21 protein-coding genes are annotated in these 21,275 nt (G+C 73.6%); 11 read left to right on the forward strand and 10 right to left on the reverse strand.

Annotated features, from left to right (window positions below):
• Positions 1–78: 78 nt before the first annotated feature.
• On the forward strand, positions 79–825 hold the full coding sequence (locus AB0N31_RS18240) for an SDR family oxidoreductase (protein WP_366059387.1): 747 nt from the start codon (positions 79–81) through the stop codon (positions 823–825).
• 91 nt (positions 826–916) lie between these two features.
• Here the strand turns inward: AB0N31_RS18240 and alc are convergent, their stop codons facing one another.
• A complete protein-coding gene (gene alc / locus AB0N31_RS18245) occupies positions 917–2,032 on the reverse strand; it encodes an allantoicase (RefSeq protein ID WP_366059388.1) in 1,116 nt (371 codons plus the stop codon).
• A 70-nt stretch (positions 2,033–2,102) separates the two neighbouring features.
• Positions 2,103–3,440 (reverse strand): allantoinase AllB, encoded by a 1,338-nt coding sequence (gene allB, locus AB0N31_RS18250; protein WP_366059389.1) that lies wholly within the window; start codon positions 3,438–3,440, stop codon positions 2,103–2,105.
• A 305-nt stretch (positions 3,441–3,745) separates the two neighbouring features.
• Here allB and AB0N31_RS18255 point away from each other — a divergent pair, with 305 nt between their 5' ends.
• Complete coding sequence (locus AB0N31_RS18255) at positions 3,746–4,540, forward strand: IclR family transcriptional regulator (protein ID WP_366059390.1); 795 nt, start codon at positions 3,746–3,748, stop codon at positions 4,538–4,540.
• A 43-nt stretch (positions 4,541–4,583) separates the two neighbouring features.
• Here the strand turns inward: AB0N31_RS18255 and AB0N31_RS18260 are convergent, their stop codons facing one another.
• The gene (locus AB0N31_RS18260) at positions 4,584–4,937 is read right to left on the reverse strand and encodes a DUF5955 family protein (protein WP_366059391.1); all 354 of its coding nucleotides are present in this window, start codon (positions 4,935–4,937) and stop codon (positions 4,584–4,586) included.
• 139 nt (positions 4,938–5,076) lie between these two features.
• Between AB0N31_RS18260 and AB0N31_RS18265 the strand changes: the two genes are divergently transcribed.
• On the forward strand, positions 5,077–5,676 hold the full coding sequence (locus tag AB0N31_RS18265; RefSeq protein ID WP_366059392.1) for a nucleotidyltransferase family protein: 600 nt from the start codon (positions 5,077–5,079) through the stop codon (positions 5,674–5,676).
• A 208-nt stretch (positions 5,677–5,884) separates the two neighbouring features.
• A complete protein-coding gene (gene aceB / locus AB0N31_RS18270) occupies positions 5,885–7,516 on the forward strand; it encodes a malate synthase A (RefSeq protein ID WP_366059393.1) in 1,632 nt (543 codons plus the stop codon).
• 13 nt (positions 7,517–7,529) lie between these two features.
• On the opposite strand, the gene AB0N31_RS18275 is transcribed toward aceB, so the two are convergent.
• The 5 genes from AB0N31_RS18275 to AB0N31_RS18295 form a co-directional block, all read right to left on the reverse strand.
• Positions 7,530–7,895, reverse strand: a complete 366-nt coding sequence (locus AB0N31_RS18275) for an Rdx family protein (protein WP_366059394.1) — start codon at positions 7,893–7,895, stop codon at positions 7,530–7,532.
• On the reverse strand, positions 7,892–8,806 hold the full coding sequence (locus AB0N31_RS18280; RefSeq protein ID WP_366059395.1) for a HipA family kinase: 915 nt from the start codon (positions 8,804–8,806) through the stop codon (positions 7,892–7,894). Before AB0N31_RS18280 ends, AB0N31_RS18275 begins: the two co-directional genes overlap by 4 nt.
• 521 nt (positions 8,807–9,327) lie before the next feature.
• Complete coding sequence (locus AB0N31_RS18285; RefSeq protein WP_366059396.1) at positions 9,328–9,516, reverse strand: DUF397 domain-containing protein; 189 nt, start codon at positions 9,514–9,516, stop codon at positions 9,328–9,330.
• Positions 9,513–10,385 carry a helix-turn-helix transcriptional regulator gene (locus AB0N31_RS18290; RefSeq protein ID WP_366059397.1) on the reverse strand — a complete coding sequence of 291 codons (873 nt, stop codon included), beginning with the start codon at positions 10,383–10,385 and terminating at the stop codon, positions 9,513–9,515. Before AB0N31_RS18290 ends, AB0N31_RS18285 begins: the two co-directional genes overlap by 4 nt.
• Before the next feature lie 155 nt (positions 10,386–10,540).
• Positions 10,541–12,040, reverse strand: a complete 1,500-nt coding sequence (locus tag AB0N31_RS18295; RefSeq protein ID WP_366059398.1) for an IucA/IucC family protein — start codon at positions 12,038–12,040, stop codon at positions 10,541–10,543.
• A 124-nt stretch (positions 12,041–12,164) separates the two neighbouring features.
• Between AB0N31_RS18295 and AB0N31_RS18300 the strand changes: the two genes are divergently transcribed.
• The 3 genes from AB0N31_RS18300 to AB0N31_RS18310 are packed head-to-tail and all read left to right on the forward strand — an operon-like array spanning position 12,165 to position 15,839.
• Entirely contained in the window at positions 12,165–13,682 is a 1,518-nt protein-coding gene (locus AB0N31_RS18300; protein WP_366059399.1) for an IucA/IucC family protein, read from the forward strand.
• A 43-nt stretch (positions 13,683–13,725) separates the two neighbouring features.
• Positions 13,726–14,988 (forward strand): VWA domain-containing protein, encoded by a 1,263-nt coding sequence (locus AB0N31_RS18305; RefSeq protein ID WP_366059400.1) that lies wholly within the window; start codon positions 13,726–13,728, stop codon positions 14,986–14,988.
• Positions 14,988–15,839, forward strand: a complete 852-nt coding sequence (locus tag AB0N31_RS18310) for a hypothetical protein (protein ID WP_366059401.1) — start codon at positions 14,988–14,990, stop codon at positions 15,837–15,839. Before AB0N31_RS18305 ends, AB0N31_RS18310 begins: the two co-directional genes overlap by 1 nt.
• A gap of 57 nt (positions 15,840–15,896) precedes the next feature.
• Here AB0N31_RS18310 and AB0N31_RS18315 read toward each other — a convergent pair whose 3' ends face one another.
• Positions 15,897–16,523, reverse strand: a complete 627-nt coding sequence (locus AB0N31_RS18315; RefSeq protein WP_366059402.1) for a winged helix-turn-helix transcriptional regulator — start codon at positions 16,521–16,523, stop codon at positions 15,897–15,899.
• 81 nt (positions 16,524–16,604) lie between these two features.
• On the opposite strand from AB0N31_RS18315, the gene AB0N31_RS18320 reads away from it, so the two are divergent.
• The 4 genes from AB0N31_RS18320 to AB0N31_RS18335 all read left to right on the forward strand — a co-directional run bounded on the left by AB0N31_RS18320 (position 16,605) and on the right by AB0N31_RS18335 (position 19,725).
• Entirely contained in the window at positions 16,605–17,813 is a 1,209-nt protein-coding gene (locus AB0N31_RS18320; RefSeq protein WP_366059403.1) for a pyridoxal phosphate-dependent aminotransferase, read from the forward strand.
• Positions 17,814–17,911: 98 nt separating this feature from the next.
• Positions 17,912–18,511 carry a histidine phosphatase family protein gene (locus tag AB0N31_RS18325; protein ID WP_366059405.1) on the forward strand — a complete coding sequence of 200 codons (600 nt, stop codon included), beginning with the start codon at positions 17,912–17,914 and terminating at the stop codon, positions 18,509–18,511.
• 97 nt (positions 18,512–18,608) lie between these two features.
• A complete protein-coding gene (locus AB0N31_RS18330; protein WP_366059406.1) occupies positions 18,609–19,241 on the forward strand; it encodes a hypothetical protein in 633 nt (210 codons plus the stop codon).
• Positions 19,242–19,302: 61 nt separating this feature from the next.
• On the forward strand, positions 19,303–19,725 hold the full coding sequence (locus AB0N31_RS18335; protein ID WP_366059407.1) for an acyl-CoA thioesterase: 423 nt from the start codon (positions 19,303–19,305) through the stop codon (positions 19,723–19,725).
• 155 nt (positions 19,726–19,880) lie between these two features.
• Here AB0N31_RS18335 and AB0N31_RS18340 read toward each other — a convergent pair whose 3' ends face one another.
• Positions 19,881–21,260 (reverse strand): 8-oxoguanine deaminase, encoded by a 1,380-nt coding sequence (locus AB0N31_RS18340; protein ID WP_366059408.1) that lies wholly within the window; start codon positions 21,258–21,260, stop codon positions 19,881–19,883.
• Positions 21,261–21,275: the final 15 nt, after the last annotated feature.

Below are 21,275 nucleotides of genomic sequence, written 5' to 3' on the forward strand. Positions count from 1 at the left end.
GCGCCGGGACCCGACACGGCCGAGGTCGGCGTCCGTTCGCCGCCAGCGGGGCCGGACGTCCGGCGCTGGAATGGACCCATGACGACTTCGGACAAGACACTGAACGGCAAGGTGGCCCTGGTGACCGGCGGCAGCCGCGGCATCGGCGCGGCGACGGCGGTACGGCTGGCGCACGAGGGCGCGGACGTGGCGCTGACGTACGTGAACGGCAAGGAGGCCGCCGGCGACGTCGTACGGGCCGTCGAGGCGCTGGGGCGCCGGGCGGTGGCCCTGCGGGCGGACTCGGCGGACGCCGCGGAGTCCGCGGGCGCGGTCGGGGCGGCGGCCGAGGCGCTGGGCGGGCTCGACGTGCTGGTGAACAACGCGGGGATCGGGGTGCTCGGTCCGCTGGAGGACCTGTCGCTCGCCGACGTGGACCGGGTGCTCGCGGTGAACGTGCGGGGTGTCTTCCTGACCTCGCAGGCGGCCGCCGGGCGGATGGCGGCCGGGGGCCGCATCATCACGATCGGGAGCTGCATGGTCCAGCGGGTACCGGGGCCCGGGGGAACGCTGTACGCCCTGAGCAAGTCGGCGCTGGTCGGGCTGACCAAGGGGCTCGCCAGGGAGTTGGGGCCGCGGGGGATCACCGCGAACCTCGTCCATCCCGGGCCCATCGACACGGACATGAATCCGGCGGACGGGCCGTACGCGGCGGGCCAGGCGGCGATGACGGCGCTGGGGCGGTTCGGGACGGGGGCGGAGGTGGCGTCGACGGTGGCCCACCTGGCGGGCGCCGCCTATGTGACGGGGGCGGAGTTCGCGGTGGACGGCGGCCACGCGGTGTGAGCCCCGGGGCTCCCCCGAAAGGCATCCCCCCGCCACCCCTTCCCGGCCCGGCCCCGGGGCCGCCGTCCCCGGACGGGCGCGATGCCCCGGCTCAGCCGCCCAGTTCCTGGTGCCTGGCCCGGAGGGTCGCCGCGCCCTCCTCCGTGAGGGAGCCGACGAGGCGCAGGCGCGAGATGCCGCCGTCCGGGTAGATGTCCACGCGCGCGTGGGTGCCCACCACCGGCGCGGGGAGCACGAAGCGGTGGTTCGTGTCCGGCTGGAGGCGGGTGCGCGCGAGGACCTCCCGCCAGTCGCCTTCCTCGCCGTCCCGCACGGACACCGCCGCCCAGCCGGCGCTGTTGCCCTTGAGGTACGCCGTGTCGATCTCCAGTGCCCGGATCTCCGCCCGCGCCGCCAGCCGGTAACGGATCCAGTCGTTGCCCCGGTCCCGGCGCCGCCGCGTCTCCCAGCCGTCGTCCATCTTGCGGGAGCGTCCCGGCCGGATGGTGTTGACGGCCGGTGAGTAGAAGAGGTCGGAGGCGTCCTCGACCTGCCCGCCGTTCTCGAGGGCGACGACGTCGAAGGTGCCGAGGACCGCGAGCCACTCGGGGTCCGGGACCACCTCGCCGTGCACGCGGAGGCGGGCGATGCCCCCGTCGGGGTGCTGGTTGACCCGCAGGTGCGTGAAGCGCCGTTCGACCGACACGGCGAAGCCGTTCGCCGCGTGGCCGCCGACGGGGGTGCGCGGGACGAGCGTCGTCCAGGTGACGTCGTCCCCGAGGAGTTCGCCGGGCGACGGCGAACCCGGTACCGAGGCGCCCTCGACCGACACGGCCTGCGGGTAGTTGCCGCGGAAGTGGGCCGTGTCGACGACGATCCCGCGGATCACGCCGGGCGCGCCGAGCCGGACCAGCGCCCAGTCGTGGTCGTCGGCCGCCGGCCACGGGTGCTCGGCGGAGACGCCGCGGCGCCGACGGGTCTCCCAGCCGTCCATGATCTTGCCCTTGTGCCCGAAGTGCCCGGGGTCGAACTCGGCGGGTCCGGGCAGCAGCAGGTTCTCCCGCTGGGCGAAGAACTCGTCGTTGGCGGCGACGACGGCGGCGCCGAGCTGCCGGTCGGCGAGGTTGGCGTGGTGGGTGAAGGGGAGGTCGGCGGTGCGGTGGTCCGCGTAGGGGTCGCCGCCGCCGTAGGGGTTCGCGTCGCCGGTGAAGCCGGGAATCGCCGTCACGGTGATCAGGGGTTCCTTTCGGAGGTCGGCCGGGTGCGGGCGGGTGCGGGGCGCGCCGGTGGCCGCGGGTTCAGTGGCCGCGGGTGAGGAGGCGGCCCTTCGGGTCGGTGAACTCGCCGTCGGCGACGATGCGTTCGCCGCGCAGCCAGGTGGACTTCACGACGCCGTGCAGGGTCTTGCCGGCGTAGGCGGTGACGCGGTTGCGGTGCTGGAGGGCCGCCGGGTCGACGGTGAACGTCTCGTCGGGCGCGAGAACCGCGAAGTCGGCGTCCCGGCCCGCCTCGATGGCGCCCTTGCGGTCGAGGCCGACGAGTGCCGCCGTGCGCGTCGACATCCAGCGGACCACGTCCTCCAGGCCGTGGCCGCGCCGCCTCGCCTCCGTCCAGACGGCGGCGAGGCTGAGTTGCAGGCCGGAGATGCCGCCCCAGGCGGTGGCGAAGTCACCGGTCTTGAGGTCGGCGGTGGACGGGGAGTGGTCGGTGACCACGCAGTCGATGGTGCCGTCGGCCAGCGCCTGCCACAGGAGGTCCTGGTTGGCGGCCTCGCGGATGGGCGGGCAGCACTTGAACTCGCTCGCCCCGTCGGGCACTTCCTCGGCGGTGAGGGTGAGGTAGTGCGGGCAGGTCTCGACCGTGACACGCACGCCCTCGGCCTTCGCGGCGGCGATCAGCGGCAGTGCGTCGCCGGAGGACAGGTGCAGGACGTGCACGCGCGCGTGGAGGCGTTTCGCCTGCGCGACGAGGCTCGCGACGGCGGTGTCCTCGGCGTCGCGCGGACGGCTGGCGAGGAAGTCGGCGTACCTGGGACCGCCCTGCCGGGGGGCGGCGTCGAGGTGGTGGGGGTCCTCGGCGTGCACGATCAGCAGGCCGTCGAACCCGGCGATCTCGGCCAGCGAGCGGGCCAGTCGGTCCTGGTCGAGGTGGGGGAACTCGTCCACGCCGGACGGCGAGAGGAAGGCCTTGAAGCCGAAGACCCCGGCGTCGTGCAGCGGGCGCAGGTCCTTGACGTTGTCGGGCAGGGCGCCGCCCCAGAAGCCGACGTCGACGTGCGCCTTGTCGGCGGCCACCCGTCGCTTGGTGCGGAGGTGTTCGACCGTCGTGGTCGGTGGGAGGGAGTTGAGCGGCATGTCGACGAGGGTGGTGATGCCGCCGGCCGCCGCCGCGCGCGTGGCGGTCCAGAACCCTTCCCATTCGGTGCGGCCCGGGTCGTTGACGTGGACGTGCGTGTCGACGAGGCCGGGCAGCAGGACGTCGTCGCCGAGGTCCTCCAGGCGGGCGCCGGGCGGTGTGGCGGCGTCGTACGGGAGTACGGCCGTGATCGTGCCGGCGGACACCGCGACCGAGGCGGCGCGGGTCCCTTCCGCAGTGATGACGCGCGTCGAGCGCAGTACCAGTTCGGCGTCGGACACCCGGATCCCTCTCTGCCGCCGTTCACTTCCGGGAGACGGAAGGAGGCCGGGGACGCACTCGGGGGCGCACCCCCGCGCAACCTCCCCGTAACAAAATTCAACGTTCTGTTGAAGGAGTCTTCACTCCCGGCCGTCGCCCGTCAAGGGCCCGCTCCTCCACCGTGCGCCCACCGCCGCCACTCCGGCTTTTTCCGCATGCCGAAATCAACATTCCGACAAACAGAACACCGTCCCGCACCAGCGAGGAGCCGACCGGCCGCCGGGTAGGCTTCAGCCCTTCCCGCCGGTTTCGAAAGGAACGCGCCGTGCCGACGTCCAGCACCACCGACTCAGCCAAGTCCAGCAGCGGCGGGGTCCAGTCCCTCGAGCGCGCCTTCGACCTGCTGGAGCGGATGGCGGACGCGGGCGGGGAGGTCGGCCTCAGCGAGCTGTCCGCGAGCAGCGGACTCCCGCTGCCGACGATCCACCGGCTGATGCGCACCCTGGTCGCCTGCGGGTACGTCCGCCAGCAGTCCAACCGCCGCTACGCGCTCGGCCCGCGGCTGATCCGTCTCGGCGAGTCCTCCGCCCGGCTGCTCGGCACCTGGGCCCGCCCCCACCTGGCCCGCCTGGTCGAGGAGACCGGCGAGACGGCCAACATGGCGCTGCTGGACGGCGACGAGGTCGTGTACGTGGCGCAGGTGCCGTCGAAGCACTCGATGCGGATGTTCACCGAGGTCGGCCGTCGCGTCCTGCCGCACTCCACGGGCGTGGGGAAGGCCCTGCTCGCGGGCTTCCCGGACGCCGAGGTGCGCGCGCTGCTCGCCCGCACCGGCATGCCGGCCGCGACGGACCGGACGATCACCACCCCGGAGGGCTTCCTGGCGGCCCTGGAGGAGGTCCGCAACACCGGTTACGCGGTGGACGACAACGAGCAGGAGATCGGCGTGCGCTGCCTCGCGGTCCCGGTGCCCGACTCCCCCACCGCGGCGGCCGTCTCGATCTCCGGCCCGGCGGGCCGCGTCACCGAGTCCGCCACCGAAAGGATCGTGCCGGTGCTCCAGCAGGTGGCCCGGGAACTGTCCGAGGCGCTGTCGCACCCGGGCGGCACGAGGGCCTGAGGTCCCCTCACCCCGCCGGGCGGGCCACCCGCCCGACGGGCCCTCACCCGCGCCCCGGCTCCCCGAACAGCTCCACCGCGCTCCGCACGTCCGACAACGCCCGCGCCAGCGCGCTCACCGAGCCGATCGCACCCGCGATCAGCAGCAGGGAGCGGCGCAGCCGGGGTGTCTCCGGAATGCCGTCGGCCGCCATCGCGGCGAGCGCGGCGAGTTCGTCCTCGGCGATGATCCGGTCCGGGAACTCGGCCGGATGCGCGGCGAGTTCGCGGCGCAGCCGGGACACCGCCGTCCGCAGTTCCACCACCCTCGGATCCTCTTCGCTGCCGGTCACCGGCCTCTGCCCCAAGCTCCGCAACCCGGCTCCCCCTCCTGCGCACGTTCCCGTGCGTACGTACATGGCGTCCTCGTGACGGTGGTCAGGCGCGCCGAGGACGCGGGCCAGTAAACGCCACGCGGCGCCCGCGGCGCCACACCGGGGGCCGGAATTCAGCCCCGCGACACCACGCGGCCGGCGCCCCGTCAGGTATGCAGGAACCATGACGCACACGGAAGCCCAGGTCGCCGGACTGCTCCTCGCCGCGGGCGGGGGGCGGCGCCTCGGCGGACGCCCGAAAGCGCTGTTGACGCACCGGGGACGCCCGCTCGTCGAACACGCGGTCGAGGCGCTGCGCGCGGCCGGCTGCACGCGCGTGCACGTGGTGCTGGGGGCCGCCGCCGACGCCGTACGGGAGCGGGCGCGGCTCGGCGGGTGCGTGGTGGTGGTGAATCCGGACTGGGAGCGGGGCATGGGCGGCTCGCTGCGGGCGGGCCTGGACTCGCTGGCCGGGACGGGGGCGCGGGCCGCGCTGGTCTGCCTGGTCGACCAGCCGGGCATCGGGGAGCGGGCGCTGGCGCGGGTGCTCGCCTCCTACGAGGACGAGACGTCACTGGTGTCCGCCGCCTACGACGGGAGGCGGGGGCACCCCGTGCTGCTCGGCGCCGCCCACTGGGCCGGCGTCGCGGCGACCGCGACCGGCGACCGGGGGGCACGCGACTACCTGACGGCCCACGAGGAGGAGATCCGGCCGGTGGAGTGCGGGGACGTGGCACGGCCGTACGACATCGACACCGTCGACGATCTGGCCCACCTCGAGTGACCCGGGTGAACGGGGCGGCACGCGGAGCGGCACGCGGAGCCGCCTCCCCGCGACCCGGAGAGTCCCGACATCAACAAACCATTGAACTTCCACGATGAGGAAACTAGTATCCACCGGTCAGAAGCGTTCGGTCGCTCCCCGAGCGCTCCCCGCCGTACCCGGGTCTCCTGGCACCCGGTGCCAGGCTCGCTGAAGGAAGTGACAGCTCATGTCCGCACCCGTGCCGTCCCCGGCGGCCGTCGTCGACGCCGGACCCCTGCCCCGGCAGTCGGAGGTCCTCACCGACGCGGCCCTGTCCTTCGTGGCCGAGCTGCACCGCCGGTTCACGCCGCGCCGTGACGAACTCCTCGCCCGCCGTGCGGAGCGCCGCGCCGAGATCGCCCGCACCTGCACGCTCGACTTCCTCCCGGAGACCGCCGCGATCCGCGCCGACGACTCCTGGAAGGTGGCCCCCGCGCCCGCCGCGCTGGAGGACCGCCGCGTCGAGATCACCGGCCCCACCGACCGCAGGATGACCGTCAACGCCCTCAACTCGGGCGCGAGGGTCTGGCTCGCGGACTTCGAGGACGCCTCCGCGCCCACCTGGGAGAACGTCGTCGGCGGCCAGCTGAACCTGATCGACGCGTACCGCGGGAACATCGACTTCACCGACCCGGGGTCCGGCAAGTCGTACGCCCTGCGCCCCGACGAGGAGCTGGCGACCGTCGTCATGCGTCCGCGCGGCTGGCACCTCGACGAGCGGCACCTGCGGGTCGACGGCCGGGCGGTCCCCGGCGCCCTCGTCGACTTCGGGCTGTACTTCTTCCACAACGCCCGGCGGCTGCTCGACCTCGGCAAGGGACCGTACTTCTACCTCCCGAAGACCGAGTCGCACCTCGAAGCCCGGCTGTGGAACGACGTGTTCGTGTTCGCGCAGGACCACGTCGGCATCCCGCGGGGCACCGTGCGCGCGACCGTCCTCATCGAGACGATCACCGCCGCGTACGAGATGGAGGAGATCCTCTACGAACTCCGCGACCACGCCTCGGGGTTGAACGCGGGCCGCTGGGACTACCTGTTCTCCATCGTGAAGAACTTCCGGGACGGCGGGGCCAGGTTCGTGCTGCCGGACCGCAACGCCGTCACGATGACCGCGCCGTTCATGCGGGCCTACACCGAACTCCTCGTGCGCACCTGCCACAAGCGCGGCGCCCACGCCATCGGCGGGATGGCGGCCTTCATCCCGTCCCGCCGGGACCCCGAGGTCAACAAGGTCGCCTTCGAGAAGGTCCGGGCCGACAAGGACCGTGAGGCGAACGACGGTTTCGACGGTTCCTGGGTCGCCCACCCCGATCTGGTGCCGATCGCCATGGAGTCCTTCGACCGGGTGCTCGGCGACCGGCCCCACCAGAAGGACCGGCTGCGCGAGGACGTCCATGTCGAGGCGGCCGACCTGATCGCCGTCGACTCGCTGGAGGCGCGCCCGACGTACGCCGGTCTCGTCAACGCCGTGCAGGTCGGCATCCGTTACATCGAGGCGTGGCTGCGCGGACTGGGCGCGGTCGCCATCTTCAACCTGATGGAGGACGCGGCCACGGCCGAGATCTCCCGCTCGCAGATCTGGCAGTGGAGCAACGCGGGCGTCGAGGTCGAGCGCGACGGCACGACGGTGCGGGTGACGCCGGAGCTGACCCGCGAGGTGGCCGCCGCCGAACTGGCCGCGATCCGCGCCGAGACCGGCGAGGAGGCCTTCGCGGCCGGCCACTGGCAGCAGGCCCACGACCTGCTGCTGACGGTCGCCCTCGACGAGGACTACGCCGACTTCCTCACCCTGCCGGCCTACGAGCAGCTCGAGGGCTGACGCCCCCGACCGCTCATTCCGGCCCGTCCGGCCTGCCTGACCCGTCCGGCCCGTCCGTTCCATCCGGTCCGCCCGGTCCGCCCGGTCCGTCCGAGTGGCCCAGGGACCGTCCTGGGGCCACCCGGTCGCGGACGAGCCGCTTGACCGCGGTGGGCTCCGGGAAACCCTGCTCGCGGCGGTCCCAGACGACCTCGTCGCCGACCCGGACGACGAAGACCCCGCCCCTGCCCGGCCTGAGGGCCAGTTCGGTCAGCTCCGCCTCGAAGGTGGTGAGCAGCTCCTGCGCCAGCCAGGCCGCGCGGGGCAGCCAGCGGCACTGGGTGCAGTACTCGATCTCGACCCGCCGCGGGTCGCCCTCTTCGGGCCGTGTGTCCGTCATCCGAGGTGTACCGACCAATCCTGTTCCGCGGCCGGCTTGCCGTGCAGGTCGGGGACCCGCTTGAGCCAGTCCGGCCGTCCTTGCCGCGTCCTCGCCGCCCGCCGGGCCTCCTCGGCGGCGAGTTCGTCCCCGGTGGGGAAGTCCGTGGGCAGCCACGCCGCGGAGGCCCGTACGCGCGCGTGGAGGTGGTCCACGTACGCCGTCCTGGCCTCGTCGGCGGTCGCGAAGGCGGGCTCGTCCAGGAGCCAGGCGTCCGGGACCTCGGCCACGATCCGCCGCAGCAGTTCCTCGGTCACCTTCGGCGCCAGTTCGGCGTCGGCGGCCCGGACGTCGGGCGCGTAGCGGCCGAGGGCGTGGTGGCGGAAGTCGTACCTCTTCGCCGGGTCTGAGCCGTCCCAGCGGTGGTGGAAGACGAGGGCGGCCCCGTGGTCGATCAGCCACAGGCGCGGCGGCACGGTGCCGAGCGTGGGCCACACCATCAGGTTGGAGCTGTGCACGGTCCGGTCGACGTTGACCGTCAGGGCGTCGAGCCAGACGATCCGGCCGGCCTCCAGGGGGTCCACCGGGAACACGTCGGCGACGTCCGGGGTGAAGTCCCGCGCGCCCGGCAGGTGGTCCATGCCCAGGTTGAGGCCCTGGCTGGCGGCGTGCAGGTCGCGCACCTCCTGGTGGGGCTCGTCGTCGGCGACGGCCGGGTCGAAGTGGACCAGGACCAGTTCCGGGAAGCGCAGCCCGAGCGCCCGCGCCAGCTCGCCCACGACCACCTCGGCGACCAGCGCCTTGCGGCCCTGCGCGGAGCCGGTGAACTTCACGACGTACGTCCCCAGGTCGTCGGCCTCGACGACTCCGGGGACGGAGCCGCCGGAGCGGAGGGGTTCGACGTAGCGGGTCGCGGTGACCTCTCTCAGCATGGCCGAAGGCCCCGCGGCTCTTCGAGCGGCATTCTCGTCTTCCTGTCTCCCGGCAGTCCGTCCACGGCGGTGCGGCCCTTGCCTCGCCTCGGGCGTGAGGCGAGCACGGTGACCAAGCGTGACACAGACTTCCTCCCGTCGTCCTCCGCCCCCGGACCGCAGGACGACGGACATCCGGCGTACCCGCCGCGCAGGCCGCGGTGGCAGGCCGGGGCCGGTCCCGGTGCCGTCGTCGCCCGGGCCACCGACGCGCCGTCCCCGCTCGACGCCTTGCGGATCGGCGACCTGCTCTTCTGGAACGATCCCGGCGACGGTGTCGTCTCCCGCACCGGCATCCACGGGGGCGTCGACCAGCACGGCGAGAGCCGCTTCCTCTCCAGCCGCAGGACACCCGACGGGCCGACGACGACCGACGTCGGCGTCAGGCCGATCATCGACGGCACGTCGAGCGACCTCTGGCACGGACGGCCTGCGGGTGATCCGACGCCTCTGACCCGCGCGCCCCCGTCCCGCGCCACGGCTCACACGTCCGTCACGAACCCCACGAACCGCGCCCACTCCCCACGGCCGACGGCGAGGTGCGGGCGCGTGACGTCCTTGGAGTCCCTCACGCACACGGCCTGTTCGGTCACGGCGACCTCCACGCAGCTGTCACCCTGGCTGCCGCTGTAGCTGGACTTGAACCACGCCGGTTCCGGCCTCGTGCTCATAGCTCTCCTCGGAGTCGCTCCAGCAGACCCCGCGAGTCCGTGGCGTTCAGGGCCTGCGAGCGCAGTGTGTCATAGCGCTGACAGAGGAGGCTCACCTCTTTCACGTCGGAGATCAGACGGCCGTTCTGCTGCCCCTCGGAGTACGCGAGTCGTTGCCCCTTCGGAGTCTCCAGCAACTGCACCGGCCCATCCAGACAGGCGTGCAACCCCGCCTCCAACGGGATGACTTGAAGCGTCACGTTGCGCGGTGCGCTCAGCTCCAGCACCCGGTCCAGCATCTCCCGCATGTGGTCAGGACCCCCGAACCTGCGCCGGAAGACGTGCTCCTCGACGATGAAACCGAACGGCGTCGTCGGCCGCTCGGACAGCATCCGCTGCCGCTCCATCCGCCGGGCCATGAAGTCCTCCAGCAGGCCGTCCGGCGCCACCGGAACGGTCCCCTCGAACACCGCCCGCGCATAACCCTCCGACTGCAGCAACCCCGGCACCAGACGGCACTCGTACGTGCACAGGCTCACCGCCACCCGCTCCAGCCGGGCCCACTGCCGGAACCACGCCGCGAGGCCCACGTCCCCGCGTCCCCGGGTCACGTACTTCGACGCCTTCCGCAGCGCCCCGGTGTTGCCGAGCGCCTCCTCGGAGCGCTCCACCAGCGCCGCGTCGGGCATCCGCCGCCCCAGCTCCACCGACTCCACCGTGTGCCTGGAGAAGCTCACCAGGTTCGCGAACTCGGTTCTGCTGTAACCCGCGTGCTCGCGCAGCGCCTGCATGACCGCCCCGAACGTCCGCAGGCTGTCCGAGGGATCGGGTTCCCGGTCCGCCTCGCCGCACGACACGCCCTCGTCCTCCACCACGCCGCCCTCGGTCATCCGCGGCCACCTCCGGTTCCTCGCACGCGCTGTTCGCCGTCCCCCACCCGACGGCACTCAGCGTGACGCACGAACCGTCGTACCGTCCACGGAATGTGCCCGTACGCTGACGCAGCGTACAGGCCGTGCGCCTGGAACGGGCCTGCTCGCACCCGTCACGGTGTTCGCGTACCGGCCAGCGGGTTGGGCAACGGCAGGTAGCGGGCGTCGGCGCCGTCCGCGCCCGTCCAGCGCAGCAGGAGGTTGGTCTTGCCGGGCAGGGTGGGCGCGGTGAGGAGGGCGCGCACCTCGGGGAGGTCGTGGCGGGCCAGCTCGCGGCGGGCGGCGGGCCAGGGGTCGAGGCCGGGGTGGTGTTCGGCCAGGGCGGCGGCGACCTCGGTGAGGTGGTTGACGACCAGGCAGTACACGAGCCGCTCCCAGCCGGCGGCCCGCTCGACGTCGGGCAGCAGCTTGACGCCCTCGGCGTCCCGGAACAGCGCCTGGACCGGGAGTCCGGCGGCGTCGACGGCGACGAGGGTGTTCTGGAGGTGGGCCTCCAGGACGACGCCGTGGTCGGCGAAGGCGGCGAGCGCCGGGGGGACGACCGCGCGCAGGTACGCCTCCCACCAGCGCGCCGGGTCGGCCGCGCCGGTGAGCGGGCTGCCCTCGAAGCCCTCCACCAGGCCGGCGGCGAGCAGCGGGGTCGCGCCGGGCGTCACGTGCGCGTGCAGCCCGTCGCGGACCAGCACGGCGAGTTCCTCGAAGGCGAAGCCGGCGGTGCGGTACCCGCGGTCGCTGAGCCAGGCCGCGGGGCCGCCGGCCGCTTCGAAGGCCTTGCCGACGGCCGCGTCGGTCCGGCGCAGTCCCAGCAGGTCGTGCCGCCACAGCCGGCGGATGTCGTTGGTGATGCGCACGTCGAGGCTGACCTTGAGGAACAGGTCCCGCTCGGGTGCGTACAGCGTGCGCACGGCGGCGGTGGGCCGCACGTCGAAGGCCGTGGTGCCGAGCCGGATCAGACGGCCGTCGGCGAAGGCGGGGGCGAGCGCGGTACGGGCCAGGTCGAGCTGCCAGGGGTGGGCGGGCAGCAGCCGGTAGCCGGGCGGGGCCTCGCCGAGAGCGTCCAGCGCGGTGGTGTCGCCCTCCTCCACCACCGTGTCCTCGCGCAGCCCCAGCAGCACCAGCGGGAAGCGGGCGTACGCCTCGGGCGCGTACGCCAGCCAGCTCTCGGGCGGACCGCCGCCGCGGGTCTTGGGGGCGGGGTGGTGCGGATGGCCGGTGAGGAGGGACTGCTCGGAACGCAGGTAGGGGTCCTCGGGCGGGGTGGCACGCGCGCGCGCGGCGAGGAGCGCGGCGACGGCGTCCCTGCTGTCCAGCATCTCGGCGGGCAGCCCGGGGTTGGTCAAACCGGTGCGGTGGTGCAGCTCCGTGCCGACCAGGCCGACGAGGCCGCGGTGGTCCAGTCGGTGCCAGGCGCCGTCCGCGTGCACCTCGGGTTCGGCGGGCCGCCGGGTGCCGCGCACCCGCAGCAGGCGTCCGGAGGGCAGCCGGTACACCTGCCGTACGCCGTCCCCGGGCCGCGGTTCGGCCACCTCGCGCAGCAGACAGTTCAGCAGCGGCGCGGCCGCGAGGGCGTCGGCACGCGCGGCGAGGCCGTCGACCGGGGGGATGAGGTCCACGCGTTCCACTGGTTCCTTACGGTTCTTTCGGGCGGAGACGATCAGTATCGCCGGGGTCACGACCCGTCCGTGACCTCCCGCTCGTGCCCGACCTGTGACCGACCCGTACCCGAGGAGCCCGCCCGTGCACCGTCCCCCCACCGCCGAGGCCGAGCTGGCCGCCGGTCTCGCCGCCGTGCGCCCCGCGCTCGACGCGCGGTTCGCGGCCGAGCTGCCCGGCGCCCGTGCGGCCGTGCTGACCCGCCTGTGGCGGGCGCTCGCGCACGAGCCGCTGCCGTGGGTCGTGCGCCGGGAGCCGTCCCGGGACGGCCTGACGCTGCGCCTCGCCGACGGCCGCCGCCTGCACGGCCCGCACGCCGACCCGTACGCGACCGCCGACCGGGTGCGGGCCGTCGACCTGGACGGGACGGCGTACGACGATCCCGCGCGGCTGACGACGGCCCTCGCCGTGCCGTACGGCGACGGCTTCGCCGCCGAACTGGCGGACAGTACGGCGTCGTTGGCGCTGTCCCGGGCGGGACAGGAGCCGGAGCGGCACCACCCGCGGGAGTGGCCCGCCCATGACTGGGAGTGGGAGCAGCGGGTGGTCGACGGGCACCCGTACCACCCCAACTGCCGTTCGCGGCCGGGTTTCTCGGTGGCCGAGCAGCTGGCGTACGGGCCGGAGCACCGGCCGCCGCCGGTGCGGCTGGCTCTGCTGCCGGTGCCGGCCGACGAGTGCCTCGTGTCGGGCGGATGGCCCGCCGGACTGCGCGACGGCGGACGGCTGATGATCCCCGTGCATCCCTGGCAGGCGGCGCACGTGCTGAAGCGGTCGGGCGCGGAGGGCGTCGCCGCGCATCCGCTGATGTCGCTGCGCACGCTCGCGGTGCCGGGCGGACCGCACGTGAAGACGGCGCTGAGCGCCCGGCTCACGTCGTCGGTGCGGGACATCTCGGTGGGTTCGGTCGCCGCCTCGGCGGCCCTGTCTGCGTTCGCGGAGGGCATGGCGGAACGCACGGACGGCCTGCTGCACACGACCCGCTCGCTCGGGGCGGTCACCGCGAACTCCCCGGACCTGGCGGCCGTGCTGCGGGAGTCGCCTGCCGTGTACGCGGGGCCGGGCGAGCACGTCGTCCCGGTGGCCGCCCTCGCCACCACCGGACTGCCGTCCTCGCCCGCCTGGTCGGCGGAGTTCGCCCGGCTCGCACTGACCGTGGGGCTGCGACTGCTGGAGCAGGGCGTGGCGCTGGAGGCGCACGGGCAGAACCTGCTGGTCGTGCTGTCGGCGTCGGGGGCGCCGGTGCGGCTGGTCTACCGGGACCTGGCCGACATCCGGGTCAGCCCGGCGCGGCTGGCCCGGCACGGCGTGGCGGCGCAGGAGCTGCCGGCCCGGATCCTGACGGACGACGTGCGGGCCCTGCGCCGCAAGCTGTTCGGCTCACTGGTCGCGGGCGCGCTGGCCGCCACCGTGGGCGGCGGGGAGGCGCTGGGCACGGCGCTGGCGGCGGCCGTGGCGCAGGTGCCGGACACGGCGGACCTGCGGGCGCTGCGCGAGGAGCCGGTGCCGGTGAAGGCGCTGACGCTGATGCGGCTGTCGCCTGACGTGTCCGGGGACCAGTGGGCGCGGCTGCCCAATCCGCTCGCGGGGCACGAGTTCTGAACCCGTTTTGAAGCGGGACACCTCTGGTCAATAGGATCCGCCGATGATCAGAACACAACGGCTGGCGGCGGGCGTCTGCGCCCTGCTCGCCGCGCTCGCGGCCGGGCTCGCGTTCCCGGCCGGGGCGGTCGCCGACGAGACCACAGCCAATGCGCCCAAGGTCGACCTGGTTCTCGACGTCAGCGGTTCGATGCGGACCAAGGACATGGACGGCGGGACGCGGATGGCCGCGGCCAAGCAGGCGTTCAACGAGGTACTGGACGCGACCCCGGAGAACGTCCTTCTCGGCATCCGCACCCTGGGCGCCAACTACCCCGGCGACGACCAGAAGAGGGGCTGCAAGGACACCGCGCAGCTCTACCCGGTCGGCCCGCTGGACCGCACCGAGGCCAAGACGGCGGTGGCCACCCTGTCCCCCACCGGCTGGACGCCGATCGGCCCCGCGCTGCTGAAGGCGGCCGGCGACCTCGACGGGGGCACCGGCTCCAAGCGGATCGTGCTGATCAGCGACGGCGAGGACACCTGCGCCCCGCTCGACCCGTGCGAGGTGGCCCGCGAGATAGCGGCCAAGGGCATCGGCCTGACCATCGACACCCTCGGCCTGGTGCCGAACGTGAAGATGCGGCAGCAGCTCAGCTGCATCGCCGAGGCCACCGGCGGCAGCTACACCTCGGTCGAGCACACCGACGAACTCACTGACCGGGTCAACCAGTTGGTGGACCGGGCGGCGGACCCCGTGGTGACGCCGGTCGCCACGCAGGGCGCGGACTCCTGCGCGAAGGCGCCGACGCTGAAGTCGGGCCTGTACACGGACCGCGAGGAGTTCGGCCAGGAGCGCTGGTACCGCGTGGACCTGGACCCGGGCAAGGAGCTGCGGGCCTCGGTGAGCGTGTCCGCGGACCGGGCGATGAACCCCGACTACGGGGTGCTGCTGCGGGCGGTCACGGTGCACGGCCGGGAGATCGTGCGCGGTGAGGCGGCGGGCAACGGCCGTACCGACGTCATCTCGACGGGTCTGCGCTACCCGAAGGCGGAGAGCGACGACGACGAGGCGCCGGCCGAGACGGTGTGCGTGCAGGTGACCAACTCCTACTCGGCGGCCGCCGGCGTGAAGACCACGCCGGGCATGCCGCTGGAACTGACCGTGGACGTGGTCGAGGGGCCGTCGCAGGCGAGCGACGTGGCCTCGTTCGGTCTCGGACGCGGCTGGTGGCTGCTCGGCGCCCTGGTGCTGGCCGGCTTCCTGGCGGGTCTGCTGTGGGGCTGGCTGTCACGCTGGCGTGTCGCGGTCTGGAGGACCAACTGATGCGGATCGACCAGGTACGGATCAACCGTGCGCGAACCGACCGGGCACGGTTCACCCGTGCACTGAGCACGGCCCTGCTGGCGCTCGGCCTCGCGGCCGCGCCGGCCGCCGCCGACTCCACGCCGTCCGCGAGCCCCTCGGACGACGGCTCGGCGCCCACGACCGCGGGCACGTCGTTCCGTACGGCGACGGAGGTCGGCCAGGGGGAGACCGCCACCGCGAGCGGCTCCGCGGGCGACTACCTGTACTGGTCGTTCCCGGCCGACGCGGAACAGCGGCCCACCGTGAAGGCGAAGGTGAAGCTGCCCGCCGAGCACGCCGGGCAGACCTGGCAGGTCGACGTCTACGACGGTCTGCGGCGCCGCCAGGCATGCCAGTACGGCGCGCAGACCCGCACCGCCGCCCCCGGCGCCGGCTCGGTGGAGCTGGCCTGCGTCCTGCGCACGGTCCGCGCCTGGTCGGAGCCGTGGGCCGACGACCCGCTGCCCGGCACGTACTACGTCCGGCTGACCGTCGTCGGTCTGAAGACGGCCGACCTCGGTCTGCCGGTCGACGCCGAACTGCGGGTCGAGTCCAAGGACATCGGCGGCGCGGCGGCGGTGGACGGCTCGCTGGCCGAACCCCTGGTGCCGGGCATCGCCGTGACGTCGGCGGCGAAGGACGAGGAGGACTCGTCGGCCTCCGCCGTGCTGTCGAGCATCGAGCCGGACGACGGCTGGTCGTCCGGCTGGTGGTCGGACCGCTGGGTGTGGACCGCGATCGGCGGCGTGCTGGCCGCGCTCGCCGGGATCGGCGGATACGTGCTGACCCGTGGTCCGGGGCGGCCGAGGCAGGTGCCGCCGGGCGCCTGACGCTTGTCGCTTGTCGCTCCCTCAGAAGGCCCGCCCCGAGCGGGCCTTCTGCCTTCCTCAGGCCTCCCGCAGCTCCTTGGCGAGGGTGCCCTCGCCGCTCACCTCGACGCGTCCGGCACGCACGGCCTCGACCAGGCTCAGCTCACCCTGGGCCACGGCCGTGCAGGTGCCGGTGTCCATGACGAGCCGGGCGTCCGGTTCGCCGGGGGCCGCACCGTGGCCGTAGACGGGGCCCTCCGTCGCTCCGGCGAAGAGGTGGAAGCGGCCTTCCTCCAGCCGGACCTCCACGAGTCCCCCGCCCTCCAGCGCGCGCAGCAGGGGCAGTGCGAACCAGTGCGCGCGGATCGCGTCGGTGGGCCCGCGCTCACCGAGTTCCGCCTGCCCCCACGCGCCGAGGGCCTGGAGCACGGGCAGCAACGCGCGCCCCCGTCCGGTGAGTTCGTAGACGTACGCCGCGCCGGGCGGCGGCAGCCGGCGCCGGGTCGCCAGTCCGTCGCGCTCCATGTCCCTCAGCCGCGACGCGAGGACGTCCGTGCTCACGCCGGGCAGGTCGGCGTGCAGGTCGGTGTAGCGGCGCGGGCCGGCGAGCAGCTCCCGGACGATCAGCAGGGTCCAGCGGTCGCCGACGGCGTCGAGGGCGCGGGCGGCGGAACAGTACTGGTCGTAGCTTCGGCGAGGTGGCATGCGACGCAGTCTAGACATGTCGTTGGACTTTCCAAGCTCGAACTTGGTAAAACCAAGCAACACCAGATACCGGAGGGGCGCATGGAGTTCCGGCAGTCGAACAAGCTCAGCGAGGTCTGTTACGAGATCCGCGGCCCGGTCATCGAGCACGCCAACGCGCTGGAGGCGGCGGGGCACAGCGTGCTGCGCCTCAACACCGGCAACCCTGCGGTCTTCGGCTTCGAGGCGCCGGAGGAGATCCTCCAGGACATGATCCGGATGCTCCCGCAGGCCCACGGCTACACGGACTCGCGCGGCATCCTCCCGGCCCGCCGGGCGGTCGCCCAGCGCTACCAGGACCGGGGCCTGGACGTCGACGTCGACGACGTGTGGCTCGGCAACGGCGTCTCGGAGCTGGTCTCCATGGCCGTACAGGCGCTGGTCGAGGACGGCGACGAGATCCTCATCCCGGCCCCCGACTTCCCGCTGTGGACGGCCGTCACCACGCTCGCGGGCGGCAAGGCGGTCCACTACCTCTGCGACGAGCAGGCCGACTGGTACCCGGACCTGGACGACATGGCGTCCAAGATCACCGACCGCACCAAGGCCGTCGTCATCATCAACCCCAACAACCCCACCGGCGCGGTCTACCCGAAGGAGATCATCGAGGGCATCCTCGACCTGGCCCGCCGGCACGGCCTGATGGTCTTCGCCGACGAGATCTACGACCAGATCCTCTACGACGACGCCGTGCACCACTCGGCCGCCGCGCTCGCCCCCGACCTGGTGGTCCTGACCTTCTGCGGGCTGTCGAAGACGTACCGGGTGGCGGGCTTCCGCTCCGGCTGGCTGGTCGTGACCGGCCCGAAGCAGCACGCGAAGGACTACCTCGAGGGCCTCACCATGCTGGCCTCCATGCGGCTGTGCGCCAACGCGCCCGCCCAGTACGCCATCCAGGCCGCGCTCGGCGGCCGCCAGTCCGTCCGGGAGCTGACCGCGCCGGGCGGCAGGCTGTACGAGCAGCGCGACATCGCCTGGGAGAAGCTCAACGAGATCCCCGGCGTCTCCTGCGTGAAACCCCGGGGCGCCCTGTACGCGTTCCCGCGCATCGACCCCAAGGTCCACCCCATCCACGACGACGAGAAGTTCGTCCTGGACCTGCTGCTGCGCGAGAAGATCCAGGTGGTCCAGGGAACCGGTTTCAACTGGCCGGCCCCGGACCACTTCCGCATCCTCACCCTCCCGCACGCGGAGGACCTGGAGGCGGCGATCGGACGCATCGGACGTTTCCTGAGCGGTTACCGGCAGTAGGAGACCGCGGGGGCGCGGCGTCCGCGGATCACGGCCCACGACAGTCCGGCACCCCGCGGTGCGGGGCACCGGCGCACGCCTGTGCGACTCTGTGCGGCATGGGTGATCTTTTCCTGGTCCGGCACGGAGAGACCGCGTGGTCGCGCTCCGGCCGGCACACCGGACTGACGGACGTCCCGCTCACCGAGCACGGCCGGGACGAGGCGCGGCGCCTGGTGCCGCTCATCCGCTCGCACCGGATCGGCGCGGCGTTCTCCAGCCCGCTCCAGCGGGCGCGGGAGACCGCGGAACTGATCGGGCTGCACGAGGTGCAGGTCGACGCGGACCTGAAGGAATGGGACTACGGCGGGTACGAGGGCGTCACGACCGTCGAGATCCAGCGGGAGCGGCCGGGCTGGTTCCTGTTCACGGACGGTGTCGCGCCCGGCCCGCAGGCGCATCCCGGTGAGACGCCGGAGCAGGTCGGGGAGCGTGCCGACCGGGTGCTGGCGATGGCGGACGCGGCGCTCGCCAACACGGAGGGGTGCGTGGTGCTGGTGGCGCACGGGCACTTCCTGCGGGTGCTCACGGCCCGCCGGCTCGGGCTGCCGCCGTCGGAGGGCGCCCTGTTCCAGCTGGCGACCGGGGCGTTGTGCCGGCTCGGCACGGAGCACGGCCGGCACGTGATCGCGGGGTGGAACATCCGGCCGGGGGCCTGAGAGCCGGGCCGTCGATGGTCGGGCCGGGTTGTCGGTGCCGGGCCGTAACCTTCGTAGCGGTGGTACAGCCGTACCGCCGCCGGGGAGGGAGCACACCGTGACACGTCCGCCGACAGCCGCCCAGCGGCGTGTCATCGACGCCGCCGATCCCGTCACCGGGCGCCTGCGGGGCACGGGGGCCCAGCTGGCCGCGCTGGTCGGGCGGGGGCTCGCCTTCCGGCACCCGCGCCCGCCGCACGACCACTTCCTCACCCCGGCCGGGCACCGGATCCGGGAGGCGGAGCCCGAGGCGGAGCCCGCCGCCCATGACTCCCCGCACGCGGGGACCGGTGTGTTCACCGCGCGGGTCGGCGGGGAGGTGGAACCGCCGGACGGCGGGCCGGCGCGGCTGCGGGAGGTGCGCAGCGCCTGGCAGGGACTGCTGGAGCTGCGCCGGATGACCAACCCGGACGGGGCGGTGGACCGGCCGTGCGGGTGGGAGCGTACGCATCTGGTGCCGGCCGCCGCGCTCGCGCTGGAGGCGGCCGGCCACCGGCCCGCCGGACCGGACGCCGACGGTTACCGGGTGCGCGCCACCCCGCAGCCGGACGCCGTCGCCGTGCGCGGGCCGGACGACGGGACGCTGCGGGACTGCGCGGCGACCCTGGAGAAGGCGGGCTGGCAGGCGAGCGAGCACACCGACCCCCGGAACAGGACGCGTTATCTGCTGGCTTCCCCGCGCCGGGTGTGACGGGCGTGCCAAGATCGGCGGGCAGGGCATCGACCGTGCTCGTCGACGAGAAGGGGAAGCCGTGAGCGAGCCGTTTTCCGTGCGGGTCACCGTCCGCGGATACGAGACCGACGTGCAGGGCCATCTCAACCAGAGCGTGTACATCAACTACGCGGAGCACGCGCGCTGGTCGCTGCTCCGGGCCGCCGGCATCACCCAGGCCGGACTGATCGGCCGGGGCGTCGGACCCGTCGCTCTGGAGACCACCATCCGCTACCGGCGCGAACTGCTGGCGGGCGACGAGGTCGACGTGACGTGCGTCTTCGAGTGGAGCGGCGGCAAGACGTTCCGCATCGAGCAGACCATCCGCAGGACGGACGGCACGGTCGCGGCCGAACTCTCCGGGGTGGGCGGCCTGCTGGACCTGAAGACCCGGCGGATGGTCACCGACCCCCAGGACCACTTCAAGGAACTGGCCTCCGACCCCGGCCTGTTCGGACTCTGACCGACCGGCCCTCGCCGTGGACGACGCCGTGGCGCGGGCCGGACCGTTTCCGGGGCGCGCGCGTCCGCGTGCGCCCCGGTCACGGCCGCCGTGGTCCCCTGCAGGTCCAGGGCCACCGGCCGGGAGCCGTCCCTCCCGGCCGGAGTCTCGGCGGGTCAGCCCCGGGCGGCGATCCGGGCCAGCCGCCGGGCCTCCTCGCGCGTGGCGCGGGCGATCGCGTCCTCGTCGGCGGTGAGCAGCCGGCCGTCCTCGACGATCTGACGGCCGTTGACGAAGGAGGCGGTGACCGGGGCCGCCGCGCCGAAGACCAGCGCGGTCACCGGGTCGGCGATGGAGGCGTGGGCGAGGGTGTCCATCCTCCACAGCACCAGGTCGGCGAGCTTGCCCGGCTCCAGCGAGCCGATCTGGCTCCCGCGGCCGAGGACCCGGGCGCCGCCGGAGGTGCCGAGGCGCAGCGCCTGGCGGGCGTTCAGGGCGGCCTCGCGGTGGGCGCCGAGGCGGTTGATCAGGAGGGCGTTGCGCAGCTCGGTGTGGAGTTCGCCGGACTCGTTGGACGCCGTACCGTCGACGCCGAGGCCGACCGGGACGCCGGCCGCGAGCATGTCCGGCACCCGTGCGATCCCGGCCGCCAGGCGGGCGTTGGAGGACGGGCAGTGCGCGACACCGGTCTTCGTACGGGCGAAGGCGTCGATGTCGGAGTCGTTCATGTGGACGCAGTGCGCCATCCACACGTCCTCGCCGAGCCAGCCGGTGGACTCGAAGTAGTCGGTGGGGCCCATGCCGAACAGTTCGTGGCAGAACTTCTCCTCCTCGACCGTCTCGGAGCCGTGGGTGTGCAGCCGCACGCCGAGCCGGCGGGCCAGCTCGGCGCCCTGACGGAGGAGTTCGGTGGAGACGGAGAAGGGGGAGCAGGGGGCGACGGCGACCTGGGTCATGGCGTCGAAGGAGGCGTCGTGGTGCCGCCGTACGGTCTCCTCGGTGGCGGCGAGCGCACCGTCCAGGGTCTCGACGGCGAAGTCCGGGGGCAGGCCGCCGTCCTTCTCGCCGCGGTCCATGGAGCCGCGGGCGAGGGTGAAGCGCACCCCCATGTCGCGGGCGGCGCCGATGATCGCGCCGGACAGGTCGCCGGAGCCGTGCGGGAAGACGTAGTGGTGGTCCATGGCGGTGGTGACGCCGCCGCGGGCCATCATCGCGAGGGAGCCCTGCGCGGCGGCGCGGACCATCGGCTCGTCGATGCGGGCCCAGGTGGGGTAGAGCGCGACCAGCCAGTCGAACAGGTTGTGGTCCGTGGCCAGGCCGCGGGTGATCCACTGGTAGAAGTGGTGGTGGGTGTTGACCAGGCCGGGAGTGACCAGGTGCCCGGTGGCGTCGATGCGGCGGGCGACGTCCTCCAGGCCTTCCGGGGCCGGACCCGCGCCGACCGTCTCGATGCGGTTGCCGGCGATAACGACGTGCCCGTCCGCGTGCTCGGTGTCGTGGGCGTCGACGGTCGCGATCGCGCAGTTCTCGATGACGATGCGCCGGTCTGCTGCCATGGTTCGTCCTTTGCG

It is taken from the genome of Streptomyces sp. NPDC051051 (assembly GCF_040682975.1).
GTDB lineage: Bacteria > Actinomycetota > Actinomycetes > Streptomycetales > Streptomycetaceae > Streptomyces.